This is a genomic window from Mycoplasma corogypsi (assembly GCF_045276875.1).
In the GTDB taxonomy this organism is placed as follows: Bacteria; Bacillota_I; Bacilli_A; order Mycoplasmatales; family Metamycoplasmataceae; genus Mycoplasmopsis; species Mycoplasmopsis corogypsi.
In genome coordinates this window covers 166,099-189,725 of sequence record NZ_CP174163.1, presented here as the reverse complement: position 1 = coordinate 189,725, position 23,627 = coordinate 166,099, and the positions used below count along the sequence as shown (strand labels likewise).

The window sequence follows — 23,627 nt, the reverse complement described above, 5'->3', positions numbered from 1 at the left end:
CTTAACGGTTATTGTGTTTTAGTTTTAAACACCATCTTTAAATAACTTTGTAATATAAGTTTCGTTTGGGTGAAGTGCTTTTAATCTTTCTCGATATGAGTGAATTTGATTTGGATATTTAGTTTTATCTGTTCCATCAATTAAGTTATATGCATCAATTAATAAACCATTAGCCACATAAGGAACTTCTTGACTAAATGGAGCAAATAAGTGTGTATAAACTGTGTGACTTTTACCACTATCATCCCTAATAGATGTAGGGGCTTCATTTCCTCAATAAATTGCAATAGGTAAATTTTGTTGATCAACAACAAGTGAACCACTCATTCCACCCCTACCATTTAATACAGCTCTAGATCATAATGCTGCACCATAGTAATAAGATTTATTGTTTAAATTAAAGGTAGTTCCGTGATTTGCAATCGGTAAGTTATTATATCCATAAACAGGAAGTAAAAATGGAGTATGAAAAACTGCATTACTAAAACCTTGATCATTAACTATGCTATTTTCAACATTAGATTTAACAACTGGTGAAGCTCCATCTATTAATGAAAAACCAGTAAAGTAAACGTTATTTAAATATGTGTATTTATAGTTTGATAAATATTTAGAAACATAACCACTTAATTCATCAATGTTTTTAACAGTATTTGGAAAACCATTATACGGAGTATTTTTTATCGCATTTTCACGGTCATCACCAAAATATTTTTCTCTAGCTATAGATAAACTCGTGATTGGTAAACTCGCATAAGGTAATTTACCATTATTCATTCAGTATTGCTTATTAGGACCTACGAATCTAGAATATGAGTTATCTAATTCTTCAATTGCTTCCCTGATATGATCAGCCATTAAAGCTCATTCTACATTTTCACTTTTTAATTGTTGATCAATAACTCTACTATCAGTTTCTTTATTATAACTAATATCATCTTTGGTTAATTGTTTAGATAAATCTACATCTCATTTTATTACTGCAAAATCTGAATAGTAGTTTTTGCCTTCATTATTGATTTGGCTTTTTGTAAAGTTTTGACCTAAAAATATCAGTTCAGGTAGATTATTTGGTTTTAGTCTTCTATACGCATAATTACTACGATGTCCATGTCTTTTAGCTTTAGCATTTATAGTTGAATTTTTAGTTACATCAAAAGAGAAACTAAAATCTAAAATTGGATTTGAATCAACTCGTTTATCTTGATAATAAATTTCTTGATCTTTCTTACTGTACAAATCAACTGCAACATGATAATTTGTAGCTAAGTATAAAGAATATTTATCATTACTAATTTTGTGATAGTCTAATAATCATGCTGTTCCACCAGTTCAAGTTCCATCCTTAAAAGCTCATCTTAGTGAAAATGATCTTGCTAGAATTTTTTGTAAATATTCATTATTATTTGCTAATAATAAATCTTTTGGAATATCAGTTTCAGCATATTTATTTAATGATGTGTTATTAGCGTAATAACTGTTTACTTCGCTTTCAGACAATTTCGGATAAAGATTAATAGTTCTTAATTCACTTTTTACACTTGTGTTATTTTTATCAGCTAATTTAAATGAAACTGTGAAATAGTAATTATCTTTAGTGAATGTTTTATCTACAAGAGTAGTATTTTCAGGAACATTAATTATATTTAAGTGATTAAATAAATCTTGATTTTCTAACTCATTGAATGTGACATTTTGGTTTGTGAAACTGATATAAACATTATTAGCATATGTATTTAGCTGTGCTACAGATATGTTGTTAGCACTATTATTATGGTTATTATTTATATTTGGTTCAACTGTAGGATTTGTTTCTACTGGTGTATTGTTGGTTGTATCATTTTCTGTTTCAGTTTCTTCTTTATCTTGATTAGTATTTGTACCTAAATTACTATTATTTTCAATGTTTTCGTTTGTATTTGATGGATTTGTATTAGGTTCTACTTCTGGTTCATTATTGGTGTGACTATCCGTTTGTGATTCTGTATTATCTTGAGAATTTATAAACTCTTCTATTTGATCAATTAAGCTACTTGTATTATGAATTATTGTTTGTGCTTGTTCCTTAGTTGAGTTTATATCATTTAATAAATCTTCAATATTTTTAATTTGCTGATTGATTTTATCGATATATTTACTTGATAACTTACGAGTATCAAGTTTAAATTTATTCAATACTTTTAATTTTTCATTAAGCTGTGGTGCTACTATTCTAAAATCAAAGTTAACTTTAACTTTTACAAGTAATGAAGTTAAATTAATTACTAATAACTTTAGTTTCTCGAAATCTTTTGATTGATTAATTTGATCAAATGAAGCTTTATATGTATTTAATTGAGAAATTAGTTGTTCACTAACATCACTATATCTACTAAATTCTTGTATTAAAGCTAAATATTTCTCTTTTAGTTCGTTAAATTCAGTGTTTTGGTTATTATTAGTAATATTTGTAGCTTCACTATTTGTTTCTGTTTTATTTTCACTAGGTTTATTAGTATTTTTGTTATCAACGATAACTTCTTTACTAGTATTTTCAGTGTTTTTGTGTTCTTTTGCTATAATTTTATCTTCATTACAAGATAAAACTGATAGTGGTATTGTTGAAATACCTGAAAAAGTTAAAAGTATTTTTATAAATTTTGAAGATTTCATATGTACTAATAATTATAAACTTATTAAAAACTAGTAATAAAAATTAATAAAAGTTGGGACATTTAATATCCCAACTAAAATGATTTTATGAAATATAGGAAATATAAACTAAGTATTAATTTTGCATTTTTTGGTTTTATTCTTCTACCACTTCAGCTACATCTTCTTTTGCATTTGATGATGAACTTTCTTGTGATTGAGCTTGTTGTTGAGCTGCGTAATTAGCAAAGTTTTTCATAACATTTTCAACTTGTTCAAGTTTTGTTTTTAATGTTTCAATGTCTTTTTTAGCAATTAAATCTTTTAATTCAGTTACTAATTTTTCTGCTTCTTCTTTGCTTTTAGCATCAATTTTATCACCTTGTTCAGCGATAGCTTTGTTGATTTGGTCAACTAAAGTTTCTGCTCTAACGATTGTTTCTGCTTCTTCTTTACGTTTAGCATCAGCTTCTTTATTCATTTCAGCTTCTTTTACCATTCTTTGGATTTCTTCTTCGCTTAATTTACTTGAGTTGCTGATTGTAATTTTTTGTTCTTTACCTGTTTTTACATCTTTTGCTGAAACAGTTGTGATACCGTTAACATCGATTGAGAAACTAACTTCGATTTGAGGAACACCTCTTGGAGCTGGTTCAATTCCAGAAAGGTTGAATTGTCCTAATGTTTTGTTATCAATAGCCATTGGTCTTTCACCTTGAACTACTCTAATTGTAACTTCTGATTGGTTGTCAGCAGCTGTTGAGAAAATTTGTGATTTTGTTGTTGGAATTGTTGTATTTCTTGGGATTAATGGAGTTGCTACACCACCCATTGTTTCAATCCCTAGTGTTAATGGAGTAACGTCTAATAATAGAATGTCATCAATATCTCCAGCTAAAACAGCACCTTGAATAGCAGCACCAATTGATACAACTTCATCTGGGTTAATTGAACGGTTTGGTTCTTTATTTAATGTTCTTTTAACCATATCTACTACAGCTGGCATTCTTGTTGATCCACCAACTAATAATACTTCGTGTAAGTCGTTTGCTGTAATTCCAGCTTCTTTTAAAGCATCTTCAATAGGTTTTCTTGTTTTATCTAATAAGTGACTTGTCATTGCTTCAAATTCACTACGTTTTAATTCTAATTCAACGTTAATTGGACCACTTGCAGTAACTGTTAAGAATGGAATATTAATTTGAGCAACACTTTGTGCTGATAAGTCAATTTTTGCTTTTTCAGCAACTTCTTTAAGTCTTGACATTACCATTTTGTCATTTTTAGCATCAAAGTCATATTTATCTTTGATTTGTTTGATCATTCATTTTACGATTTCGTGATCTCAGTCATCTCCACCTAAATGGTTATCACCACTAGTTGATAATACTTCAAATGTTCCGTCTTCTAATTCTAATACTGAAACGTCAAATGTCCCACCACCTAAGTCGTAAACTAAAACTTTCATTGATTTATCAGTTTTTTCTAAACCAAAAGCTAAAGCTGCTGCTGTAGGTTCGTTAATAATTCTTAATACATCTAGACCAGCAATTTTACCTGCAATTTTTGTAGCTTCACGTTGTGAGTTATCAAAGTAAGCAGGAACTGTAATAACAGCTTTAGAAACTTTTTGTCCTAATTTAGCTTCTGCATAGTCTTTCATATATGAAAGAATCATTGCTGAAACTTCTTCTGGTTTGCATTCTTTTCCATTTGCTTTAACAGTTTTATTTGTCCCCATTAATCTTTTAATAGATACAATTGTGTTTGGGTTTGTTTCAACTTGTCTTTTAGCAACATCACCAACGATAATTTCACCGTTTTTAAATGCTACTACTGAAGGAGTAGTTCTTTTTCCGTTAGGGTTTTCTAACACTAATGGCTGTTTGTTTTCCATTACAGTAACAACTGAGTTTGTTGTTCCTAAGTCAATTCCTAATACTATTTCTTTCGCCATAATATCCTCCTTGAATATCTATAAATATATAAGTATGAGTTTAATTGGATTTTTGATTTTATTTTATATATATGTTTTTTATATGTGTATGTTTGTATTTATAGAGTGATTTTGTTTTTTAACTAATTTAAGTATAGCACAGATTTAGCAAACACAAAGCATATTTGCTAAATTTTTTAAAATTATTTTTTTGAAACTACTACACCAGCTGGTTTTACAACTCTATCTGCAACCTTAATTCCTGGTAAAGTTACTTTTAATATAGTATTGTCTGGTTTCTCTTTGTTTTCTTCGATACTTACAACTTCTTGGGTATGAGCATCAAATTCACTACCAATTTGTGGTTCGATAAAAGTAATTTCGTGATCATTTAAAGCTAATTCCATTTGATTTAATATTAATTTAAATCCTTGGCAGTAGTTTTGGACTAGTTGATTATCAATATTATCACCTGACTTAACAGCTGAAACAAGTAATGAATATGGTCTAATGAATTCTTCAACGAAAGAAACTAATGCATATCTTTTGATTTCATTTTTTTCTTTTTGAACCTTTTCTTGTAGTTCTTGTTTTGACTTAGCTAATTCTTCAACTGCTTTTTCTTGAATTTCTTTAGCTTTGGTTAAAAAACTAGATTGTAGTTTAATAAGTTCAAGTTCTTTAGCAGCTAATTGTAATCTTAAGTTATTTAACTGTTCTTCAAGTTTTTTAATTTCTTGATTTTTTAATTCTAATTCACTTATTTTTTGTGTTTTAGATTCTTGTTTTGGTTCAGCATTTTCAACAGCTTCATGACCTTCAGAAACTTTAATGTTTGAAATATGAACTAAAACTGTTCTTCCTGCAATATTTGGATCGTGGAATTTTTTAGCAATTGGAACATTGATTTGAAGTTCTTTGCTAATTTTACGGTTGATTAGAAAATGATCAAAGTTTTCTAAATATTGTTCTTTACCTAATTGAATTTCTTTAACACCTGAATATTCAGGAATTTCGATTCCACTAACTAATAAACTAAAGTGAGCATTAATTACTTGATTCTTTTCAAATTTCATAAATTTACTCCTTACTTTTTTCTTTTTTCTTTGGTTAAGTATGCTTCAATAACGTTTAAGACAGTTCTCATCTGATCAAAGTTAGCTAATTTAGAGCCAACTACTGAAATTTCGGTTATATTATTATTTTCAGATGAAATACGTTTTGACATATAAGATCCAGATTCATCAACTGAAATTCTGATTTTATCGTCAGTTTCTAATTCTGATTCGATTTTTTCTCAAATTGAATGATTTTCAATTAATTCTAAAATGCGATTTAGGTGTAAGCGATTAATGTCTTTAGATAAAATAATGTTGTTTTTACCATAAACTGTATTGGTATAGTTGTTTTTGTAAATTTGACCAAAGACATTATTGATAAAGTTTTCTATGATTACTTGATAGTTGTGCACTGATTGAGAAAGAATGTTTTGTAACAATTCTAAATGTTGATTAATTTGACTGATTGGAGTATCTATTAATCTTTCTTTGAAAATTCTTACAGCTATTCTAACATCTTCCATCGTTGATACTTTAGTATCAACTTGAATTACATTTGAAAAAACTTCTCCACTTGAAAGCACTATTACTATAGTAGCTTTTGTCTCACTAATTGGTACAAATTCAATCCCTTTTAACAAGAACTCACTTGCGCTAGTAGTTGTAACTAAAGTAAAGTTAGTTAATTCACTAATTGTTTGAGCAGCAATAGCTACTGTTTCATCAATGCTATAGTGTTTTTTTCTAAATATTTCTTCTAGTTTATTTTTTATTTGTGCATCACTAGATAAACTAAAATATTTAGCATAGTAATCAAGACCTAAAGTAGTTGGAATTCTACCACTAGTTGCTGAATTTGTTTTACTTAAGTATCCATATTGTTCGAGCTTATTCATTAAACTTCTTATTGTTGCTGGTTTGCAATCTAGTTCATTTTCAAACCTTGAATAAACTTGTTGGCTACTAATTGGTTCACCACGTTCAATGAATAAAACAACAGTGTACTTTAAGATCATTTCTAATTTCGCATTTAACTTTGGATTTTCTATTATCTGATTCATTATAATTACATTATAGCACATAAAAATATATTTTTAGCAAATAACCTTTTATATTGCTAAAAATTTTAAACTAAAAAAAATAATGCCGAGGCATTATTCAGTTAATTCAATATCGTCTAGAGAAACTTCTGTTTCAATTCTTTTACCAAAGTTTTCAATTAACACAATTGCAGCGTTTTTTTCAAGAATAATTTTAGCTATTGTTCCAATTTGATTTTTAAATGCAGTTGAGGTAATTCTAACAACGTCATCAACTTTGTAGCCTTGTAGGTTTCTTTCTAAATCAAAATCGTGTTGTGCTTGCTGTTCAGCTAAAGACATTTTTTTCATCTCTAGTGCACTAACTGGAGTTGGTTTTGCCCCTTTCCCAGATGAACCGATAAGACCAGTTACATATTGAGTGTTACGAATAACAAATCATGCTTTGTCACTCATTTCCATTTTGGCAAAAATATAACCTGAATATAAGTTTACACGTTTAACTTTGTATTCATCACCAGCTAATTTTTTTTCTAACTCTTTAGCAGTTAAACTTGGACGAGTAAACATTCTAAATGGACCTTCTGGTGTAGCTTCTAAATCAAAGTCATCTTCAACCTGTTCAGCGTGAATACGGTTTTTTAACGCTTCAATAACGTTTTCTTCTTTCCCTCTAACGGTTGAAATCATGTATCATTTTTTTCTTTCAATCATAGTTACCTCTAATGTGCTCCAATTAATTTAAATAATTCAATAAATCCGTAAGTTACACCAAATACAAAGCCAGTAAAAAGTAATGTGAAAACTAAAATTTGAGCAAAGTTACTTAAATTAGTTTGTGCACTAGGTCATCTTACACGTTTTATTTCTTTAACAAACTTTCTAATAACATATTTTTTTGGTTTTTTAGGTTTTAGTTGTTTGTTAGCGCTTTCTTCTTTGTCAAAGTAAGAAGTTAATTCGTTAGTTTCAAAATCAACATCACGATCTGACATTATACTTCCTCCTTATGCAAAGTACTAGCATTACAGTTAGTGCAATATTTTTTCATTGCCATACGTGCTTGATTACCAGAACTTTTGTTTTTTGAATAATTTTTTCTTTTGCATTCTTGACATGCAATCGCAACTTTGTTGTTAGCCATACTTAAATTTTAACATATAAGTTTTTAAATAAACTAATATGTAGTCCTTTGTTTGATTAAAAAATAGGGCTGACCCTATATTAAATATATTCTACCACATATTATTGTTTAAGAAAGCTAAATTTTGAATCTTGTTGGCAATAGATTTAAGAAGTTTAGCTTGTTTTTGTGGTGAATAGAATAACTTTACTTGTTTGTTTGATAGTTTAAACTTATCCATTAGAAATTCTAGTTCTTTAACATACAATTTATGAAGTGATTGTTTAATTAAATCATTATTAGTGCTTGAAGATCCACTTTTAGCAGTATCATCAAAGTTTTTATTAATGTTATAAATTTGTTCTTTAGATAAAACTAAATTAGATACACGAGTTTCAAACTTTTGTTGAGCTGTTAAAAATTTATTGAAGTGATTTTGAACTTTATTTTTTAGAGTTTTTCAAACTCAAACATCAAAATCTTGTAATTTATCATTTAAATCATACATTTGAAAAATTTCAATAAAGCTTACATAAATTTGATTAGTTAATTCAGTATGATCTACATTTGAATAACCTATTCTAAACTTAACTGATTTTAGAATGTTATTGATCGCTTGATAATGATAACAATCGAAGTGACGAATAATAGTATTTAAACTAGCTTTTGTATAGTCTTTTAATTTTAAGAATTTTTCAATTTCTTGTTGTTTTTTTAAATTAGTAAATTGATATTTAACCATTTTGTTTGTTGATTAAATCAAAAAGCATAATACCAGTTGCTACTGATACATTTAATGATTGTACTGTACCAAATTGTTCTATATAAATTGTTTGATCAGTTACTGATAAAACACTTTTTGATACACCTTCTCCTTCATTTCCCATGATCAAGATAGAAGGTTTATTATAACTTACTTTTGTATGAGGTAGAGCATTTTTATCTAAAGTGGTTGCATATGCTCAATAATCGTGTTTTTTAAGTTTGGTAATTGTTGCGCTTAAGCTACTAACTTTATAAAATCTCATACCAACAAAACCACCTGAAGAGATTTTTAAAACTGTTGAGTTTAATTCTGCACATTTTTCTTTAGGTAAGATTATATCTTTAATTCCAGCTGCGTTTGCTGTACGAATAATAGCACCTAAATTATGTGGATCTTGTATATGATCTAAAACTAAAATATTGTCTGGTTTGACTTTTATTAAATAGTCAATGTCGTAAATACTAAGAGGTTCAATTTCAGCAATAAAACCTTGGTGATTTTCGTTTGTTAAAGCGTTTAATAAATGAGTTGGTAAAACTTCTATCTGACATTTTAAACCACTAAATAATTTCAAGTGTTCTTGTTTTGCTAAATAAAGCTTTTTGATTTTCACTCCATTATCAATTGCCTCTATTACTGAATTTTTCCCACACATTAGTAATTTTTTCATAATTTTGGCCTCTTTTTTCCTAGATTTGAATTATTTTAGAACTTTTTTAGACTAATTCTAGTTTTTGTAACTGTTCACGCACTATATCGGCGTTTTTATAGTCAGATTTAGCTTTTAATTCGTTTCAGTGATTGAACAATTGAATTGCTTCAGAATAGTCAAATTTACTGCATTCAAATTGTAAAATCGTAAAAATCTGAACTATATTTAGTATAGCTTCGGTATTTACGCCTGAATTAGCTTCTTTTAATAATTTATTAACTATTTTATTAAATTCAGCAAAATTTAAGTTGTATAAAGCATCTAATGCTAATTTAGTACTATTGAAGTTAGTTTCTTGGTTTATAAGTTGATTTTTGTGAGCAGTAAAGAAAACAATTTTAATACGACGTAAGATTTTTTTAACATTTGCTATTAAAGCTTCATCAATATTAATTGTTCCAGTAAAACTACTTAATAAAAATATAAATTTTAAAACATCAGCTCCATATTCATTGATAAAATCTTTAGCTAAAATCACATTTTGTAGTGATTTAGACATTTTTTCACCATTTAGGTTAATTTGTCCAATTCTTAATCACTTTTTAGTGATTGGATTGCCTGTTACACTTAAAAATTGAATGTTTTCATTTTCATGGTGTGGAAAAGTTAAATCCATTCCACCTCCATGAATATCCACTCCTTGGTTACCAAAGTTTTTTAAAATTAAAGCTGCACATTCAGTATGTCATCCAGGGCGACCTAAACCAAAAGGACTATTAAATTTAATTCCTGTAGTTGTACTTTTTCACAAAGCAAAATCAGCTGGATGGTTTTTTTGATATTGTAAATCTTCAAATAGCATATTATCTAGCTTTTGATTAGATACATCACCATAGTGATTTTTATTTTTATCAACATCAAATCAAACATTATTTTCTTTTATGTAAGCTGAATTATTTTCTAATATTTTAGAAATAAATTCACTGATAGTATCAATGTTTTCGGTTACATATTCTAATTTTGTAACTGTATCAATATTGAAGTTTTTTAATAATTCTAAATAAGATTCACTATATTTAGTTGCAATTTCTTTTTCAGATACATTGTTTTCTAAAGCAGCTTTTATGATTTTGTCATCAATATCAGTGATATTATGCACAAATTCAAAGCTAATTCCAAGGAATCTAGCAGCTTTTAGTATCAAATCAAAAGTGACTATCGGTCTCATATTTCCAATATGAGGATCATTATAAACTGTAGGTCCACAAACATATATTTTTAACATATTAAAATTATAGCATTATGCTCCTTATTTAGTTTCTAGAATAGTATTAATATAGTAGTTTTTTAGTTTGTAATTGATTGATTTTGTTTTTTAGATATAAAAAACATAGTCATTGCGACTATGTTAAACTTTTATTCATTATTTAGCTGTTGTTTTTGTTGTTTTGAAGTTGTCAAATAAAGCAGTATTAAATGTACCATCTTCAAATCCATTTGGATAAATTTCAGCAAGGTTTTCTCTAAATGATCTAGCTTGATCTGGGTATTTAGATTTATCACTACCATCAATTAAATTGAATGCATAAACTGTGTGAGTTCCAGCTGAAATATTGTAGTTTTGAGCTAGTGGTGCATAACCTGAACCACTTTCCATAAGATCTTCAAATACTGCACTACTGTTTGTTAATGCGTATATACCTAAAATTTGACCAAATTCGTTATAAGCTACTGAACCTGATGATCCACCATAAATAGTTGTAAAGTTTAGATTTGAATAAAATCCATATCACTCTAACATTGGTTTTCTTCAAACACTTGTATAAATTGAGTAGTTTCCTGTCTCAATTTTAGATTCAACAAAACCTTTTAAGTTGTTGAATAATTTAGCATTTGGTAAACCAAGTCTTTGGTATGAAACTTCTTCATTGTCATAACGATTAGTTGGGTTATTTTGAACTCAATAGGTGTTTTTATCATAGGCTGGATAACCAGCTACATATACATATTTTGAATTACCTAACGCTGTATCAAACAGTGGCGAATCAGCCCCAGCACCTCTAGCTTTTGATACAGTGTCAATGTCCATAAGTGGATTTTTTGAACCAAATGTGTGGTTAGGTAGATTGTTTTGTTGCATTCTTAGCAAGTATTTATCAACTGCAGCAGTAGCCTTATTTATTCAACCTTTTAATGTCTCATTAGCGGTATCAAGGTTAATTTCTACTTCAATTACACCAAAGTCCACATAGAAAGGAATAGCTCTATCAGCTTCAGGTTTACTATTTTGGTATTTTTCTAAGGCATCAAGTCTTCTTACAGCATCTTCAGCACCAAGTCATTCAGGTTTACTATATTGTTCTCTTAATCTGTCTAATTCAGCTGAAAATCTTTTTAACCCTGGCTCTCTATATTCATCTCTAACTTCTTTTGACATGAAGTCAAAACCAGCGAATATTAGTTTTGCAGAGTTTTCACTATTAGGATTACTATCTTTATCAAAAATATTTATAAATGTCGCAAAACCACCACGTTTTGAAACATTTTCCATAATACTTCTATTAGGTATTGGTTCATATGATGGTTCATTAGGGGTTTTACCTAATGAAAGTGTAAAAACACTGTTTCCACTTGGATCATCATAGTTGAATTTTTTAAGTAATTCAGTAGGTAAAGCGTTACTAAAGTTACCTAGAACGTGAAGGTTTGTTGCAAGGAATAATTTAATTTTATTATTGTTTTTATTTTTATGGTAGTCTAATAACCATGCAGTTCCTTGGCTTCCTTCTCTAACCTTAAAGACCTTAGGTTGACCATGTTCGTCATAGTCATTCTCATTAAATCCATATTTTAATGAGAATGTTCTGTCTCAAATTTCTTTATACAACTCTTTTGCTGGTATTTCTGTGTAAGCGCTAGCATATGAAGGATAAGTACTTAATTCAGCAAATGGACTTGCTCCACCACGGTTATTTGGTGGGAAGTTATTTATATCAAATGTAGGAGGATTTCCTGAATCAGGCACACGGACTATTTCGTTATTGTCACCTGCATTTTCTTCTTCTGCTGGTTTTGCAGGTTCTGGTTGACCTAATTTACTACGATTTGCTTCAATTTCTTTATTATTTTTTGCAATATCTTTTTGAAGTCTAGCGATTTTACCTTTTGTAGAGTGTATATCACTTTTGTATTTAGAAATTTTAATTTCTAAACCATCAATTTCTTTAATTAATTCTTCGTAGCTAGTTTTTTTCTCATTTCAATCAGCGTAAGCTACATCTCTTTCATTAGTCAATTCTACTAATTTATTGTTAGCAGCTTCTTTTTCACTTGAGCTAGCACTTTCATAAACAAGCACTTGCGTTTGGTACGCTTTATCAGCAGCTTGATATTTTGCTTCAGCTGCATCTAATTCTGCTTTTAGAGTTGGTTTTTGTTGCATTTTGCTATTTAATTCTAGCTCTGCAACACCAATGTTTTGCTCAATTTTAGTTCTACTTTTTAATGTGTTTTCAATTGATTGTCTATTTTCAATTGTATTAGTTAATGTTTTATCAATTGAAGATTGAATTTTAGCGTCTGTTTGAGCTTGTGCTTCGTCTTTTGGTTTTTTAACTTCAACACTTTTGTTGCAACTAACAAGTAATCCAGTAGATGCTAGTAACAAAGAAGACGAAGCCATAATCATTTTCTTTAGTTTCATAAAGCCTCCTTGTTAGTTATAATTATGGTTTAAATTTGTATTCGTCAGGAATAACGTTAGTACCTTGTTCAAATAGGTATGTTCTGTAGTTATCGCCGTAAATTTGTTGTAATTTTTCTCTATATGATGTTCTTTGGTTTTCTCCACCACCATATACTAAGTCGTATTGCGCTAAGTTGTAAGCTCCGTAATGACCATTGTAATTAATACCATTGCTTCTTAAAGCTTGTGAAACAGCAGTTTTTGAAACTCCACGAGAATCACCTGCTAAGAAGTTAATACCTATAATCTTTTTATCTAAAGTTCTTAAACTACTTCCACTAGCACCTTGGAAAGGTTGTCAACTAGCTAAATAGTATCCTAATCCATAATTAATGTACTTATCATTTTGATATGGAGCATCAACTTCTTTAAATCCGTTAATGCTAAATGGTGCATTACCTTGTGAATTAATAATTGGAGTAGAAATAGTCATATCTGTAACACCAGGTTTATCAACGAATGTTTCAAAACCTAAGTTATTTGATAATTTGTATCCTTGATCTCAATTAGCACCATAGTTTAGAAATGGTCTGTTAACTCAAACACTTTGAGTTGCTTTTAATCCATCTTTTTCACCTTCAGTTGGTTTAGAATCTCTAACTTCAATATCATTGTATGAGTTAGGGAAACCTAAAGCTAAAAAGTTATAATCAATAAGCGGTCTATCAACTGTTCTTCTATTAGCAAATGAGTTAGTAACTCCAACTGGAATTTTTTGTTCTGATCATTCAAAGTATTTCTGATAAACATCAAAATTAGCAGGTTTAGATTTTAATTTATCATCATTTGCATAATTAGATGTTAAAGATCTAGCTAAATCTTGAGCATTATTGAAAGTAGATTCTTCATCAGTTTTGTTAACTGTTCTATAGTGAACTTTATATGTATTATCTTCATTAGGTTGAGATAAATCAAGCTCTAAAACAGCGAAATCAGCCATTTCTTGTAAATTTTTAAACTCATCATTGTAAACATAATCACTTGGACTTTGTTTAGTGAAATCTGTACCAGCATATACGATTCTTATTTGTTCTGGCTTAAACACAAATCTATTTACTTTAACTTCATCTCTATTTACATCAAGTTTGCTGTTAATACCTGTATCTGTACTAAAATGGTAAAAAGTAACATTTTTTGTATAACCTTGCATTGAATCTAATATATTTTTATACTCTTGTTTTTTGTGACCATATTGCTCATCATTATTTATACGCTCAAGTTCTTTTTTAAGTTTAAGATATTCAGCGGTTTGACCGTTTCTGGTTTCTTCTGCTTTCATTTCACCTTCAACTCTTTTGTATTCATTTTCTAAATGACTAGTGTAATCATACAATTCTTTTAGTTTTCTTTTAACATCATCAGTAATTGTTGATTCATGTATATATGGATCTTTGCTTCCTTTGACATACGGTTTTCTAAAAGCTGTCGCAACGTGTAAATTGGTTGCTATATATCACTTGGTTGGATAACCATTACCATCTAGAGCATAATCTAAAATTCAAGCTGTACCTAATTCAATTTTATCCACGATCCCTTTATCACCAATAGATTTCAGTGCTTCTTGTTGTAAGATGTAAATTTGAATCGCAAAACTTTGTAGAAGAATATTTTTGTAGTGTTGATTAGGAATTAATCTTGGTAAACCAAAATCTCTTCTTACAGATTCTGAAGTTGGGTGGTCTAATGCAGAGTAGTTTTTAAGTTGAACTTTAATAGGGTTAAGAACTAACTTACCATCTTTTGATGGAAGTGAAAAGTTTTTCATTATAGAGCTAGCAAAATATGGGGTTAACGCAGTTGAAGCACTTGCATTAAACTTATCGATTGAAGCTTGATCAAAAGGTACTAAATCACTAACAAATGATTCAGGAGTAAACAATTGTCTAGATAAAGCAGGTAAATAATCTTTTTCTTGACCTAAATATCTTTTAACAAATTTTTGACCATATGGATTAGCAATTTCATATGGCACTTCATCTTTTAATAAGTTTTTTCCATCACTAATTAAACTTAATGGTGCAGCCGGTCTGCTAGTATCCCCACCAGTGTTTCCACCAGTATTTCCGCCTGAAGGGTTTGTACCGGTTGCATCTGTACCAGTTTGAGCATTGGTTGAACCATTAGTTGAAATTGAAGCTTCGTTAGATGCAGAATCCTTTGTTTCAGTATTTTCACAGCTAACTAAAGCGACAATAGGAACGGCTAGTAATAATGAAGATAAAAGTATTTTTTTGAATTTTTTCATAATAACCTCCTTAAAACTTATTTTTTAAGTAAGTCATCTACGGTTTTAATGTATAAGAATTTTCTTGGACTATAGTCGATAAATTCACCAGCTAAAATTCTTTCAACTGAATCAATAGTTTCGTTTAGTGTTACATATACACCATCTTCGTGAGTAAAGTGTGATGTAGTAAAGAAATATTGTGAGAAGAAGTTTTGTAATTGTAAAGCTTTTTTAACTGTGATTTTTGATTCTTCATCAAGTTCGTCAATACCTAAAATTAAGATAACATCTTCAAGTTCTTTGTATCTTTGAAGAGTCTTTTTACATTGCATAATAGCATTGTAATGTCTGTTTCCGATTATTTTTGGATCAACTGAAGCAGATGAAGATTCAAGCGCATCAAACGCAGGGTAGATGTTTTTAGCTGTAACTTCACGTGAAAGAACTAGGAAACCATTAAGGTGACTAAAGACAGCAACAGCTGAAGGGTCAGTTAAGTCATCCATTGGTAGGAAAACAGTTTGAAATGAAGTAATAGCACCATTTTCGTTTGAAAATAGTCTGTTTTCAACTAATGAAATTTCGGTGTTAAGTGTAGATTGATATCCACCAATTGAAGGTTTTTTATCTAAAGAAGCTGATGTTTCAGTTCCAGCTTGTAAGAAACGGAAAATGTTATCGATAAATAGAAGCACATTTTCTTTTTCTTGGTCTCTTAAGTACTCAGCAGCTGTAATTCCAATTGGAACAACACTCATTCTCGCTCCAGCACTTTCGTTCATTTTTGAAATGTACATGATTGAGTTATTCATTAGGTCAGAATCAGTTAATTCTTTGTATAGCTCAACCCCTTCACGTGAACGTTCTCCAGCACCAACGAAAATAGATGAAGTTCTTTTTTGGTTTTTACTTAAGTTGAAGATAATTTCCTTCATTAGCACTGTTTTACCAACCCCAGCACCTCCGAAGATACCAATTTTAGAACCTTTTAGAATTGGAATAAAGAAGTCAACGGCTTTAATTCCTGTTTCCATAATTTCTGGTTTAAAAGTATAGTCTTTATCAGGAATAATAGTTGAATTCATTTCAACTTTATATAAAGCTTCATTTGGTTTATTTAATGAAACACAAGCAACATTGAAAATGTGTCCTTTGGCACTTTGTCCAACTGGAACCATAAATGAGTTGTTAGTATTTAGAACAGCATCCCCAATTACTAAATTAGCATATGATTCGATAATAACTGCATATAGTTCTTTATCATTAACAATTTTCTTAACTAGTAATAAGGCTTTGTTTTCAACCTTTAAGATTGCATCAATTTTTGGAAGACTTTCGTTTTCAAATCTAACTTCGACAACGTCAGTTCAAATCTTTGAAATTCTCGCACTCATTATTTAGCCTCCTTATTCATTAATGCATCAATGTTGGCAAGTAGTGTTACACTAAGTGGTACGAAGTTTCCTTCAGTTTCTACATTAACTTTGATTCCACTGTGTTGTGCATAGTTTAATAATGCAAAAGCAAAGTAGTTTTTAATAGTATCTTCATCTTGAGCAGTGTTTGACACTAAGTTTTCATAGTTAGTTTTAGCAATTGGATCTACATCAACTAAAATGTTGAAGAAACTTAAAGCTCATTGCACATTTTGAATATTTTTTAACACACCTCAAGAAATTAGTTTTGAAACTAAGAATAATGTTTTTTCGGTGTAAATTGAAATACCTTTTTGAATGAACATATTTTCAACTAACATACCATTAGAAATTAAGGTACTTGTTTCGTCGTTTAAGTCATATTTTAATGAAGCCAGTTTAGTTTGTCTCTTGTAAGCTTTGTAAATTTTTCCAATTTCTCTCGCAACACGAGCAATGTGTTTTTGTTGAACGTTTCCACCAATACGTGAAACTGATAAATCAATATCGACAGCTGGAATTTTTCCACTAGCAAACAATTCAGAGTTAGTTACGATTTGACCGTCAGTAATCGAAATAACGTTTGAAGCAATTAATGATGTAATATCGTTTTCAACTGTTTGAATGATTGGAAGTGCTGTAATACTTTTACGTCCAACAAATTTACCACTTCTTTCTAATAATCTAGAGTGAGCAAAGAACATATCCCCTGGGAACGCTTCCTTACCAACTGGTTTATTAGTTAATAAAGCAATTTCACGGTAAATGTTTGCATGTTGAGTTAAACTATCAAAAATAATTAAAACATCATAGTGGTTAGCAATATTTTCAGCGTGTGCCATACCTACATATGGAGCTAGGTATTGGTCATATGGACTGTTTGATGAAGCATCGATAATCATTGTATAATCCATAGCTCCATTATCTAGTAATGTTTTATAAACACTTGAAACTTGTGAGTGTTGTTGCCCGATTGCTACATAAATACATTTAACATTTTTACCTTTTTGGTTAATGATAGTATTTAAAGCAATATGTGTTTTACCAGTTTGTCTATCACCAATAATTAACTCACGTTGACCTTTACCAACTGGAATTAATAAGTCCAGTGACATATAACCAGTACTTAATTGTTCGCGGTTAATGGTTCATATTCTAAAAGTCCATTAGGTGTATTAAAGGCTTTAGATTTGTGCATTAATGCACTATTTGGTACTGCTAGAGTTTGTGGGTAAATTAATCCACCGTTAATATCAATAATTTTTCCAAAGAATTCTTTGTAAGTAGTAATTAATTCTTGGTCAACAACTTGAACTAATTCATCACCAACTTTAAAACGTGATGGATCACCTTTAACTAAACAGTAAGCTTTATCTTCAGTAGCTGATATAACTAATAATTGTTCACTTGCTGAAACATTGTTCTTTAATTTAAAGTTTTGATTTTGTGCATAATTATATGTACCAGATACTTCAACAACATAGTCAAAAATACCTGTAATGGTTGGTACACTATATTTTCCTATCATAGGTTTCCTCCAAATCCAATTACAAAGAAGATAATGCTAATAATAATTGGAATAATAACTAAAGCTGCAGAAACAAGCATAAATTTGTTCTTGTTTTTTCTATATTTACCGTTAGTACGGTAAAGAGCGACACTCACAATAGATAAGATCATAGCTGCAGCTAAGAAGATTGAAGCAGATGTAATTGCTAAAATCTTTTGTATTTTTGTTTTATATGCTGTGCCGTTAAATGATTCGGTAGATAAAGCATTGTATGCAGCCACAAAGTCTTTACCTTTAGTATTGACATCATTTGTATTAATAGTTTCTGAATTAATTAAAGTAGCTAAATTGACAAATGATTTTTGAATAATACTAATTAATTGGTTTGAAATGTTAAAGACATCTAAATAGCTTAAGTCAGCTGCGTTTGGAATTGCTTGCAGTGTAATAATGTTGTTATATAAAGCATTATTTGCTTCTCAAACAGTATTTTCAGACATCTTTTGTTGTAGTGCTTGATTTAAGAAACGGATATTAGCAGCTAGGTTTAATTCACCTTTAGCTTTTCTATCCTTAAATCCATCGTTAAATTTAACATATACATCTAAATAAGCTTGTGGTAATTCAGCGTAGTATTTAGTAATAGATGCATTGTCTTTTAATTTAATGTCATAAAGGTTCTTAACAAAGAATTCTTTAATTGTTTGTTTGAATCTATTAATTGAAGAAGGTGATGGGTTGCTATTTGCTACTAAACCTGAATTTACGATTAAGTTATCTAAAGCATTTTTATATGCAGGCTGCGCTTGTAATCTAACAGCAGCAAAGATTAAATCATAAACTCTGGTACTTAACACGTTATTAGCTAATTTTCTTAAGTTAATATCACTACCCACACCTAAAGCATCGTAAAATTCTTTATAAGTTTCACGAATTGATTCGATTGCTATTTCATTAGCGAATGTGTGGTTGATATTGCTTCTAACTAATAAGTCAGCTGTATATTCACGAGATTGTTTACTATCTACAGTATCATACAATCTAACTTTAGCTGTAACTTTATTAGCCCCTTCAGGTAGTTCAAGTGAAACAACTTGGTATTTAAAACGAGTGTTAATTGGGTTATTGAAGAAAAAGTATTGATCACTTTGTTCTTGAGTTAGATTTGAACCAATTGAGCTAATAAATTCTTGGTTTCTATTAACATACTCGTTGGTATATTCTCACTTAAGTTCTGGACGCAAGTTAGCAACTTGTTCTCTAATAGTAGCAGCATCTTCAAGTGGATCGGTTGAAGGCTGATCAGGGTTAATTGGTGGTATTTCAGGTTTAGTTTTTTCTTCTGGTTTAACTGAGTTTTGATTTAAGTCAAACTTAGTAGTTTCTTTACGTAATAAAGCTTCAATGTATTTAGCTCAACTATCGTATGGAGCAGGTATTCTTAACTGAATAGTACTGGTTCCGTTAGCACTTGGATAAATTAAAGCTGAATTAGCATTTTCACCAGTAACAGTAGGTACACCATTTTCAGCTAGTATGGTAGATAATTCACCCTGGAAGTTATCCATGTAATTTTGAATATCTTGCTTAGTAGATTCAAGAGTACGAGGTTTAGGAGCCTCTTCACCTTCAGCAGGTTCACGAGGTTCTAAAGCTTCAACTTTTAAACCAGGATCATGAGCTCGATATGGGTTAGTTTCATTATTAGTATTTGCTGGTACAGTAACATTTTCAAAAACGTTATCACCATTAGCTACATTAACTGTCTTAAAGTCTTTGTTGTTTAATAAGATGTTTGGATAGATTAATGAGAAACCATATCTTTGAGGGTTTCGAATAATGTATTCTTTATTTTTTCTTAAAAAGTCAACAACTTGACGGTAGTATAAAGCTTTGGCAATATCCTGCACATCTAGTTTATCATCATCAGCTCTTGATAGTGAATTAGCTTCTTCTTCAAGGTTTTTAATTGTGCTATCAATAATTTCACCAAGCTTAGCTGTAATGAACTTTTTCATTTCATTACGAAACTCAGTTAATTGTTCATCGGTTGCAGATGAAAGAGGAGTTCCTTCTGCTTCACCTTCACCATCAGCTGGTGGGGTAGCAGGTTGGTTAGGAGTATCAGTTTCAGCACTAACATTTAAAGCTACGATTGATGCTAATGGAAGTGGCGATGATAATAATGCTAATCATTTTCGTTTGAATTTCATTTGACCTCCACTTGTTTTAGCGCAAAATTCGAAATAGCTTTCAGCTGAAACATTTTTTCTTCTAACAGCTCAATCCGAGTATCGTTTTTAAACATTAATGATAAATTAGTTTGAGCTTTAATTAACGAAATTTCTTGATAGTACTCTTTAAGTTTGTCATCTACTAGTTTTAAGTTATTTTTAGGAGATGAATCAATTACATAAGTATTTAAGTTACCGTTATATTTGATTGTAATTTGATCTTGAATATAAGTAAGTAGTGCTGTATCAACGATTAAATAAAAGGTTTTGTTATCTTTTGACTTAACACGAGCAAATAGTTTCTTAAAACTACCGATAGCGTTTTCAACAAAAGGAACAAAAGTGTTTTCTAAACCAACATTAATACTAAGTTGTTCGATATATAATTCTTTTTTAACTAGAAGCTGATCAACTAATTGTAATTTAATAGCTTTACTCATGTTGCTCCTTAGCTGTATGTAGTAAGTCTTTTTTCTTACTTAAAATTGATATTTGTTCAACTTCGTGTTCACGTTTGGTTCTTAATAGTTGTAAACGTAAGTGTTTTTGTTTATCTTCTAATTCGTTGATTTTTTGGTTTTGAGCAACTAGCTGATACTTTTGATAAATTAAAGCTGATTCACTCAGTAATGTAAGTGAAATATATGTTAAGTATGAGTTTAATTCTGAAGCGATAAATTCATCGATGTTTGGATAAATTTTTAATTTACGTAAGTCAACTAAATCTTTTAAATTTTCACCACGCACGTCAAGATTAAAGTTTAGTTCTTTTAGTGGTAAAACATCTAGATAAGCTTGTTTTAATTTTGAAGAGTTAATAACGAATCTAACATTATGAAAACCGTTGTTATTTAAGAAGTTGGTAATAATAGTAGGTAAAGCAACTGATAGTTGCTCAACGTTGTTTTCGCTGAATTTTTCTAAAACTTGAAAGTTTTGTGCTTCACAGAAAGAATTAGCTCTCTTACCTACGCTAATAAAGAAATCACCAGGTTGTACTTCATGTAAAATGTTAGTTTCATGTTTTGCATATGAGTTAGTTTCGTATTTTTCTTCTTCAGTAATATAAACTCATAAAGTTTTATGGGTAATTGATTTTTGTTTTTTGAAAATAGTTTTAAGTGTTGCACCACTAAAGCTATCGCTAGCTAGTAAAGTGTTTTTAACATTATATTTAGAAAGTAAGAATTGAATCATTTCTTTTGAATTATGTGCTCTTTGAAACAAGGCACTAATTTGTCTAGAAAGTTTTAGGATGTTAATTAAAGTAATATTTTTCTGTGATTCAATAATTTTAATAATCTTGCTTAAGTTCGTAGTTTTTTGCTTAATTTTCTTCAAATGCATTTGTAGATACCTCAGGTGCAAAGTACACTTGCATTAATTGTGAACTTGGGTCAAAATTTACAATGATGTATTTGTTAATATAAACATAGAAATTTTGTTCTAACAGAGTTTTTAGAATATGATTAAATGAACTTAAGATTCTATTTTCAGATGTTTGTTGTTTAGCTGATAAATTAACGGTTTTAACACCACTGTTATGTTCAAAAGCTATTTTAGGAACTAAGTCCACTAAACTAAAACGAACATCACGAGTGAAAGTTAATACAAAGTTATCAAATAACACATCATATTTAGTTGTATGTAAATTGCTTAATGTTTCTTCAATTAAAGCAATAGTTGGATATTCGTCTGAAGTATTATTTTCAATTTTAAGTTGATTAATTAAAGCTTCATAAGTGATAACTTTTTCTGCTTTTGCAGCGTTTTCATAGCTTGCAAAAACTTCAGCCATATATTTTTTCTGTGCATCAGTGTACACATGTTTTGGAGCTTGTTCTTCAGTTTTTCTTTTCTTTCCAAATTTAAATTGTTTCATGTTGTTCCTTTCTGTTTGCTTGTGCTTGTCTATTTGCTTTTAATACGATAAATGAACTAATAAGTATTTGAACAACAACATAAACAAAGTAAGTAAAGTTAATAATAATTGAACAAATTAGTAGTAAATCAGTAATTGATACAACAACTAAAACTGATGAAATAAATTGGTTAGCTAATAAGTTTGATTGCACATCAATGTAAGCTAATACAGTTGTTAAAGTTACAAAGACAAACATTGATCCGTAAATTACTAGCGATAATAAGCTTGATAATTTGTATTTTCAAAATCTGATGATACCTAAAGCTAAAATACCAAAGCTATATATTATTACAACAATAAACTTGTGATATGCATCTGAATTGTTTAATCCAACAATATAAGCTACTAAACTAAGAAGTGCAGCTAAGAAAAAGAAGCTAAAGTCAACAAATGTTAATCTAAAGTGTTTCATTTTCTTATTAAATGCTAATGCACTAAATAATGAGATTGAGATTACTACTAATGCAGACATTATGCTAAAAGCGATAATATCTTGTGTTTTTGTTCCAAATAATAGTGTTGCTTGGAAACTTAAAATTACTGATTGTAAAGTAGCGAATACAACTGCTGATGGTATTAAACTTAAACCAAATTTAGCAAATGTTCTAAAGAATAAGTTGTCTTTTTTAGTACTAAAGTAATTATATACAGTAATTAGTGAACCTAAAAAGGCAACTAACGCAACAACTGCAAAGATTAAGTAAATAACATTTTTTGAATTAGTTATAGAAAATGGTAGATTTTCTGTAGTAAATAGTTTAGGAAATTCGTCAACTAAACTAAATAAGATAATTGAAGCTCCATATACAGCTAAAAGAACAATTTTAGCGATATTACTAAAGTAGAATAAGTAAGTAAATGAAACTCCACGAGGGTTAGTTTTTGATAAAAAGTAGTAGTTATATATTTCAAATGAAACATTGATTAATAATAACAATAATGGCATTCCTGCTAAAATTTGAATTTGTAATAATGCATTACTGTCGTTTAATGGTCATAGTAAATATCAAACTAATGAACCACTAATATAAACTAAATAAGCGATGTATCACAAGAGATAAATTTTACTCTTAGTGATATTTTTTTGATAGTTATAAATGAGTAAATAACTAGCACACAGCGAGGTGACACTGATTGTTACGATTTTTAACAATGTTGCAAAGTTTTTAGCTAGCAGTAATGTGGTTGAGTTATTTAATAACTGTCCGTATGATAGAAATCCCCCATTACGAGTTAATGAAATATTTAACGATAAACCAAATAGTAAGACAAATCCTAAAGCAAATGGGATAATTTTAGCTATTAAGTTTAGCAAATAACTAAGATTTGGCTTGGGGTTTCCTTTATGTATTTTTTCTATTTTCAT

Annotated in this window: 20 protein-coding genes; all 20 read right to left on the bottom strand. The window is 29.4% G+C overall.

Going from position 1 to position 23,627, the window contains the following annotated elements; translation table 4 throughout:
* Nucleotides 1–24: 24 nt before the first annotated feature.
* The 20 genes from ACJA23_RS00810 to ACJA23_RS00715 all read right to left on the bottom strand — a co-directional run bounded on the left by ACJA23_RS00810 (nt 25) and on the right by ACJA23_RS00715 (nt 23,627).
* Nucleotides 25–2,652 (bottom strand): MIP family Ig-specific serine endopeptidase, encoded by a 2,628-nt coding sequence (locus ACJA23_RS00810; protein WP_406614378.1) that lies wholly within the window; start codon nt 2,650–2,652, stop codon nt 25–27.
* A gap of 136 nt (nt 2,653–2,788) precedes the next feature.
* Nucleotides 2,789–4,588, bottom strand: a complete 1,800-nt coding sequence (gene dnaK / locus ACJA23_RS00805) for a molecular chaperone DnaK (RefSeq protein ID WP_406614376.1) — start codon at nt 4,586–4,588, stop codon at nt 2,789–2,791.
* A gap of 182 nt (nt 4,589–4,770) precedes the next feature.
* On the bottom strand, nt 4,771–5,643 hold the full coding sequence (gene grpE / locus ACJA23_RS00800) for a nucleotide exchange factor GrpE (RefSeq protein ID WP_406614374.1): 873 nt from the start codon (nt 5,641–5,643) through the stop codon (nt 4,771–4,773).
* Between the two features lie 11 nt (nt 5,644–5,654).
* Nucleotides 5,655–6,686, bottom strand: coding sequence for a heat-inducible transcriptional repressor HrcA (locus ACJA23_RS00795; protein WP_406614372.1), 1,032 nt, complete (start codon nt 6,684–6,686; stop codon nt 5,655–5,657).
* A 93-nt stretch (nt 6,687–6,779) separates the two neighbouring features.
* Nucleotides 6,780–7,379 carry a transcription termination/antitermination protein NusG gene (gene nusG, locus ACJA23_RS00790; protein ID WP_406614370.1) on the bottom strand — a complete coding sequence of 200 codons (600 nt, stop codon included), beginning with the start codon at nt 7,377–7,379 and terminating at the stop codon, nt 6,780–6,782.
* A gap of 8 nt (nt 7,380–7,387) precedes the next feature.
* The gene (secE, locus tag ACJA23_RS00785; RefSeq protein WP_406614368.1) at nt 7,388–7,660 is read right to left on the bottom strand and encodes a preprotein translocase subunit SecE; all 273 of its coding nucleotides are present in this window, start codon (nt 7,658–7,660) and stop codon (nt 7,388–7,390) included.
* Nucleotides 7,660–7,809 (bottom strand): 50S ribosomal protein L33, encoded by a 150-nt coding sequence (rpmG, locus tag ACJA23_RS00780; RefSeq protein ID WP_406614366.1) that lies wholly within the window; start codon nt 7,807–7,809, stop codon nt 7,660–7,662. The genes secE and rpmG overlap by 1 nt, the downstream gene beginning before the upstream one ends.
* A gap of 91 nt (nt 7,810–7,900) precedes the next feature.
* Nucleotides 7,901–8,530 carry a hypothetical protein gene (locus tag ACJA23_RS00775; protein WP_406614364.1) on the bottom strand — a complete coding sequence of 210 codons (630 nt, stop codon included), beginning with the start codon at nt 8,528–8,530 and terminating at the stop codon, nt 7,901–7,903.
* Entirely contained in the window at nt 8,523–9,224 is a 702-nt protein-coding gene (gene rlmB, locus ACJA23_RS00770; RefSeq protein WP_406614362.1) for a 23S rRNA (guanosine(2251)-2'-O)-methyltransferase RlmB, read from the bottom strand. Before rlmB ends, ACJA23_RS00775 begins: the two co-directional genes overlap by 8 nt.
* 46 nt (nt 9,225–9,270) lie before the next feature.
* Complete coding sequence (gene cysS / locus ACJA23_RS00765) at nt 9,271–10,491, bottom strand: cysteine--tRNA ligase (protein WP_406614360.1); 1,221 nt, start codon at nt 10,489–10,491, stop codon at nt 9,271–9,273.
* Nucleotides 10,492–10,629: 138 nt separating this feature from the next.
* Nucleotides 10,630–12,909, bottom strand: coding sequence for an MIP family Ig-specific serine endopeptidase (locus ACJA23_RS00760; RefSeq protein ID WP_406614358.1), 2,280 nt, complete (start codon nt 12,907–12,909; stop codon nt 10,630–10,632).
* 22 nt (nt 12,910–12,931) lie between these two features.
* The gene (mip, locus tag ACJA23_RS00755; RefSeq protein WP_406614356.1) at nt 12,932–15,196 is read right to left on the bottom strand and encodes an Ig-specific serine endopeptidase MIP; all 2,265 of its coding nucleotides are present in this window, start codon (nt 15,194–15,196) and stop codon (nt 12,932–12,934) included.
* Between the two features lie 17 nt (nt 15,197–15,213).
* Nucleotides 15,214–16,572, bottom strand: coding sequence for an MSC_0618 family F1-like ATPase beta subunit (locus ACJA23_RS00750; RefSeq protein ID WP_406614354.1), 1,359 nt, complete (start codon nt 16,570–16,572; stop codon nt 15,214–15,216).
* Nucleotides 16,572–17,708, bottom strand: coding sequence for an MSC_0619 family F1-like ATPase alpha subunit (locus ACJA23_RS00745; protein ID WP_406614352.1), 1,137 nt, complete (start codon nt 17,706–17,708; stop codon nt 16,572–16,574). The genes ACJA23_RS00750 and ACJA23_RS00745 overlap by 1 nt, the downstream gene beginning before the upstream one ends.
* A gap of 11 nt (nt 17,709–17,719) precedes the next feature.
* The gene (locus ACJA23_RS00740; RefSeq protein WP_406614350.1) at nt 17,720–18,121 is read right to left on the bottom strand and encodes a hypothetical protein; all 402 of its coding nucleotides are present in this window, start codon (nt 18,119–18,121) and stop codon (nt 17,720–17,722) included.
* On the bottom strand, nt 18,115–20,316 hold the full coding sequence (locus ACJA23_RS00735; RefSeq protein WP_406614349.1) for an MSC_0620 family F1-like ATPase-associated subunit: 2,202 nt from the start codon (nt 20,314–20,316) through the stop codon (nt 18,115–18,117). The genes ACJA23_RS00740 and ACJA23_RS00735 overlap by 7 nt, the downstream gene beginning before the upstream one ends.
* Nucleotides 20,292–20,777, bottom strand: a complete 486-nt coding sequence (locus ACJA23_RS00730) for an MSC_0621 family F1-like ATPase epsilon subunit (RefSeq protein WP_406614347.1) — start codon at nt 20,775–20,777, stop codon at nt 20,292–20,294. The genes ACJA23_RS00735 and ACJA23_RS00730 overlap by 25 nt, the downstream gene beginning before the upstream one ends.
* Nucleotides 20,770–21,684, bottom strand: coding sequence for an MSC_0622 family F1-like ATPase gamma subunit (locus ACJA23_RS00725; protein ID WP_406614345.1), 915 nt, complete (start codon nt 21,682–21,684; stop codon nt 20,770–20,772). Before ACJA23_RS00725 ends, ACJA23_RS00730 begins: the two co-directional genes overlap by 8 nt.
* On the bottom strand, nt 21,665–22,219 hold the full coding sequence (locus tag ACJA23_RS00720; protein ID WP_406614343.1) for an MSC_0623 family F1-like ATPase-associated protein: 555 nt from the start codon (nt 22,217–22,219) through the stop codon (nt 21,665–21,667). The genes ACJA23_RS00725 and ACJA23_RS00720 overlap by 20 nt, the downstream gene beginning before the upstream one ends.
* A complete protein-coding gene (locus ACJA23_RS00715; protein ID WP_406614341.1) occupies nt 22,206–23,627 on the bottom strand; it encodes an MSC_0624 family F1-like ATPase-associated membrane protein in 1,422 nt (473 codons plus the stop codon). The genes ACJA23_RS00720 and ACJA23_RS00715 overlap by 14 nt, the downstream gene beginning before the upstream one ends.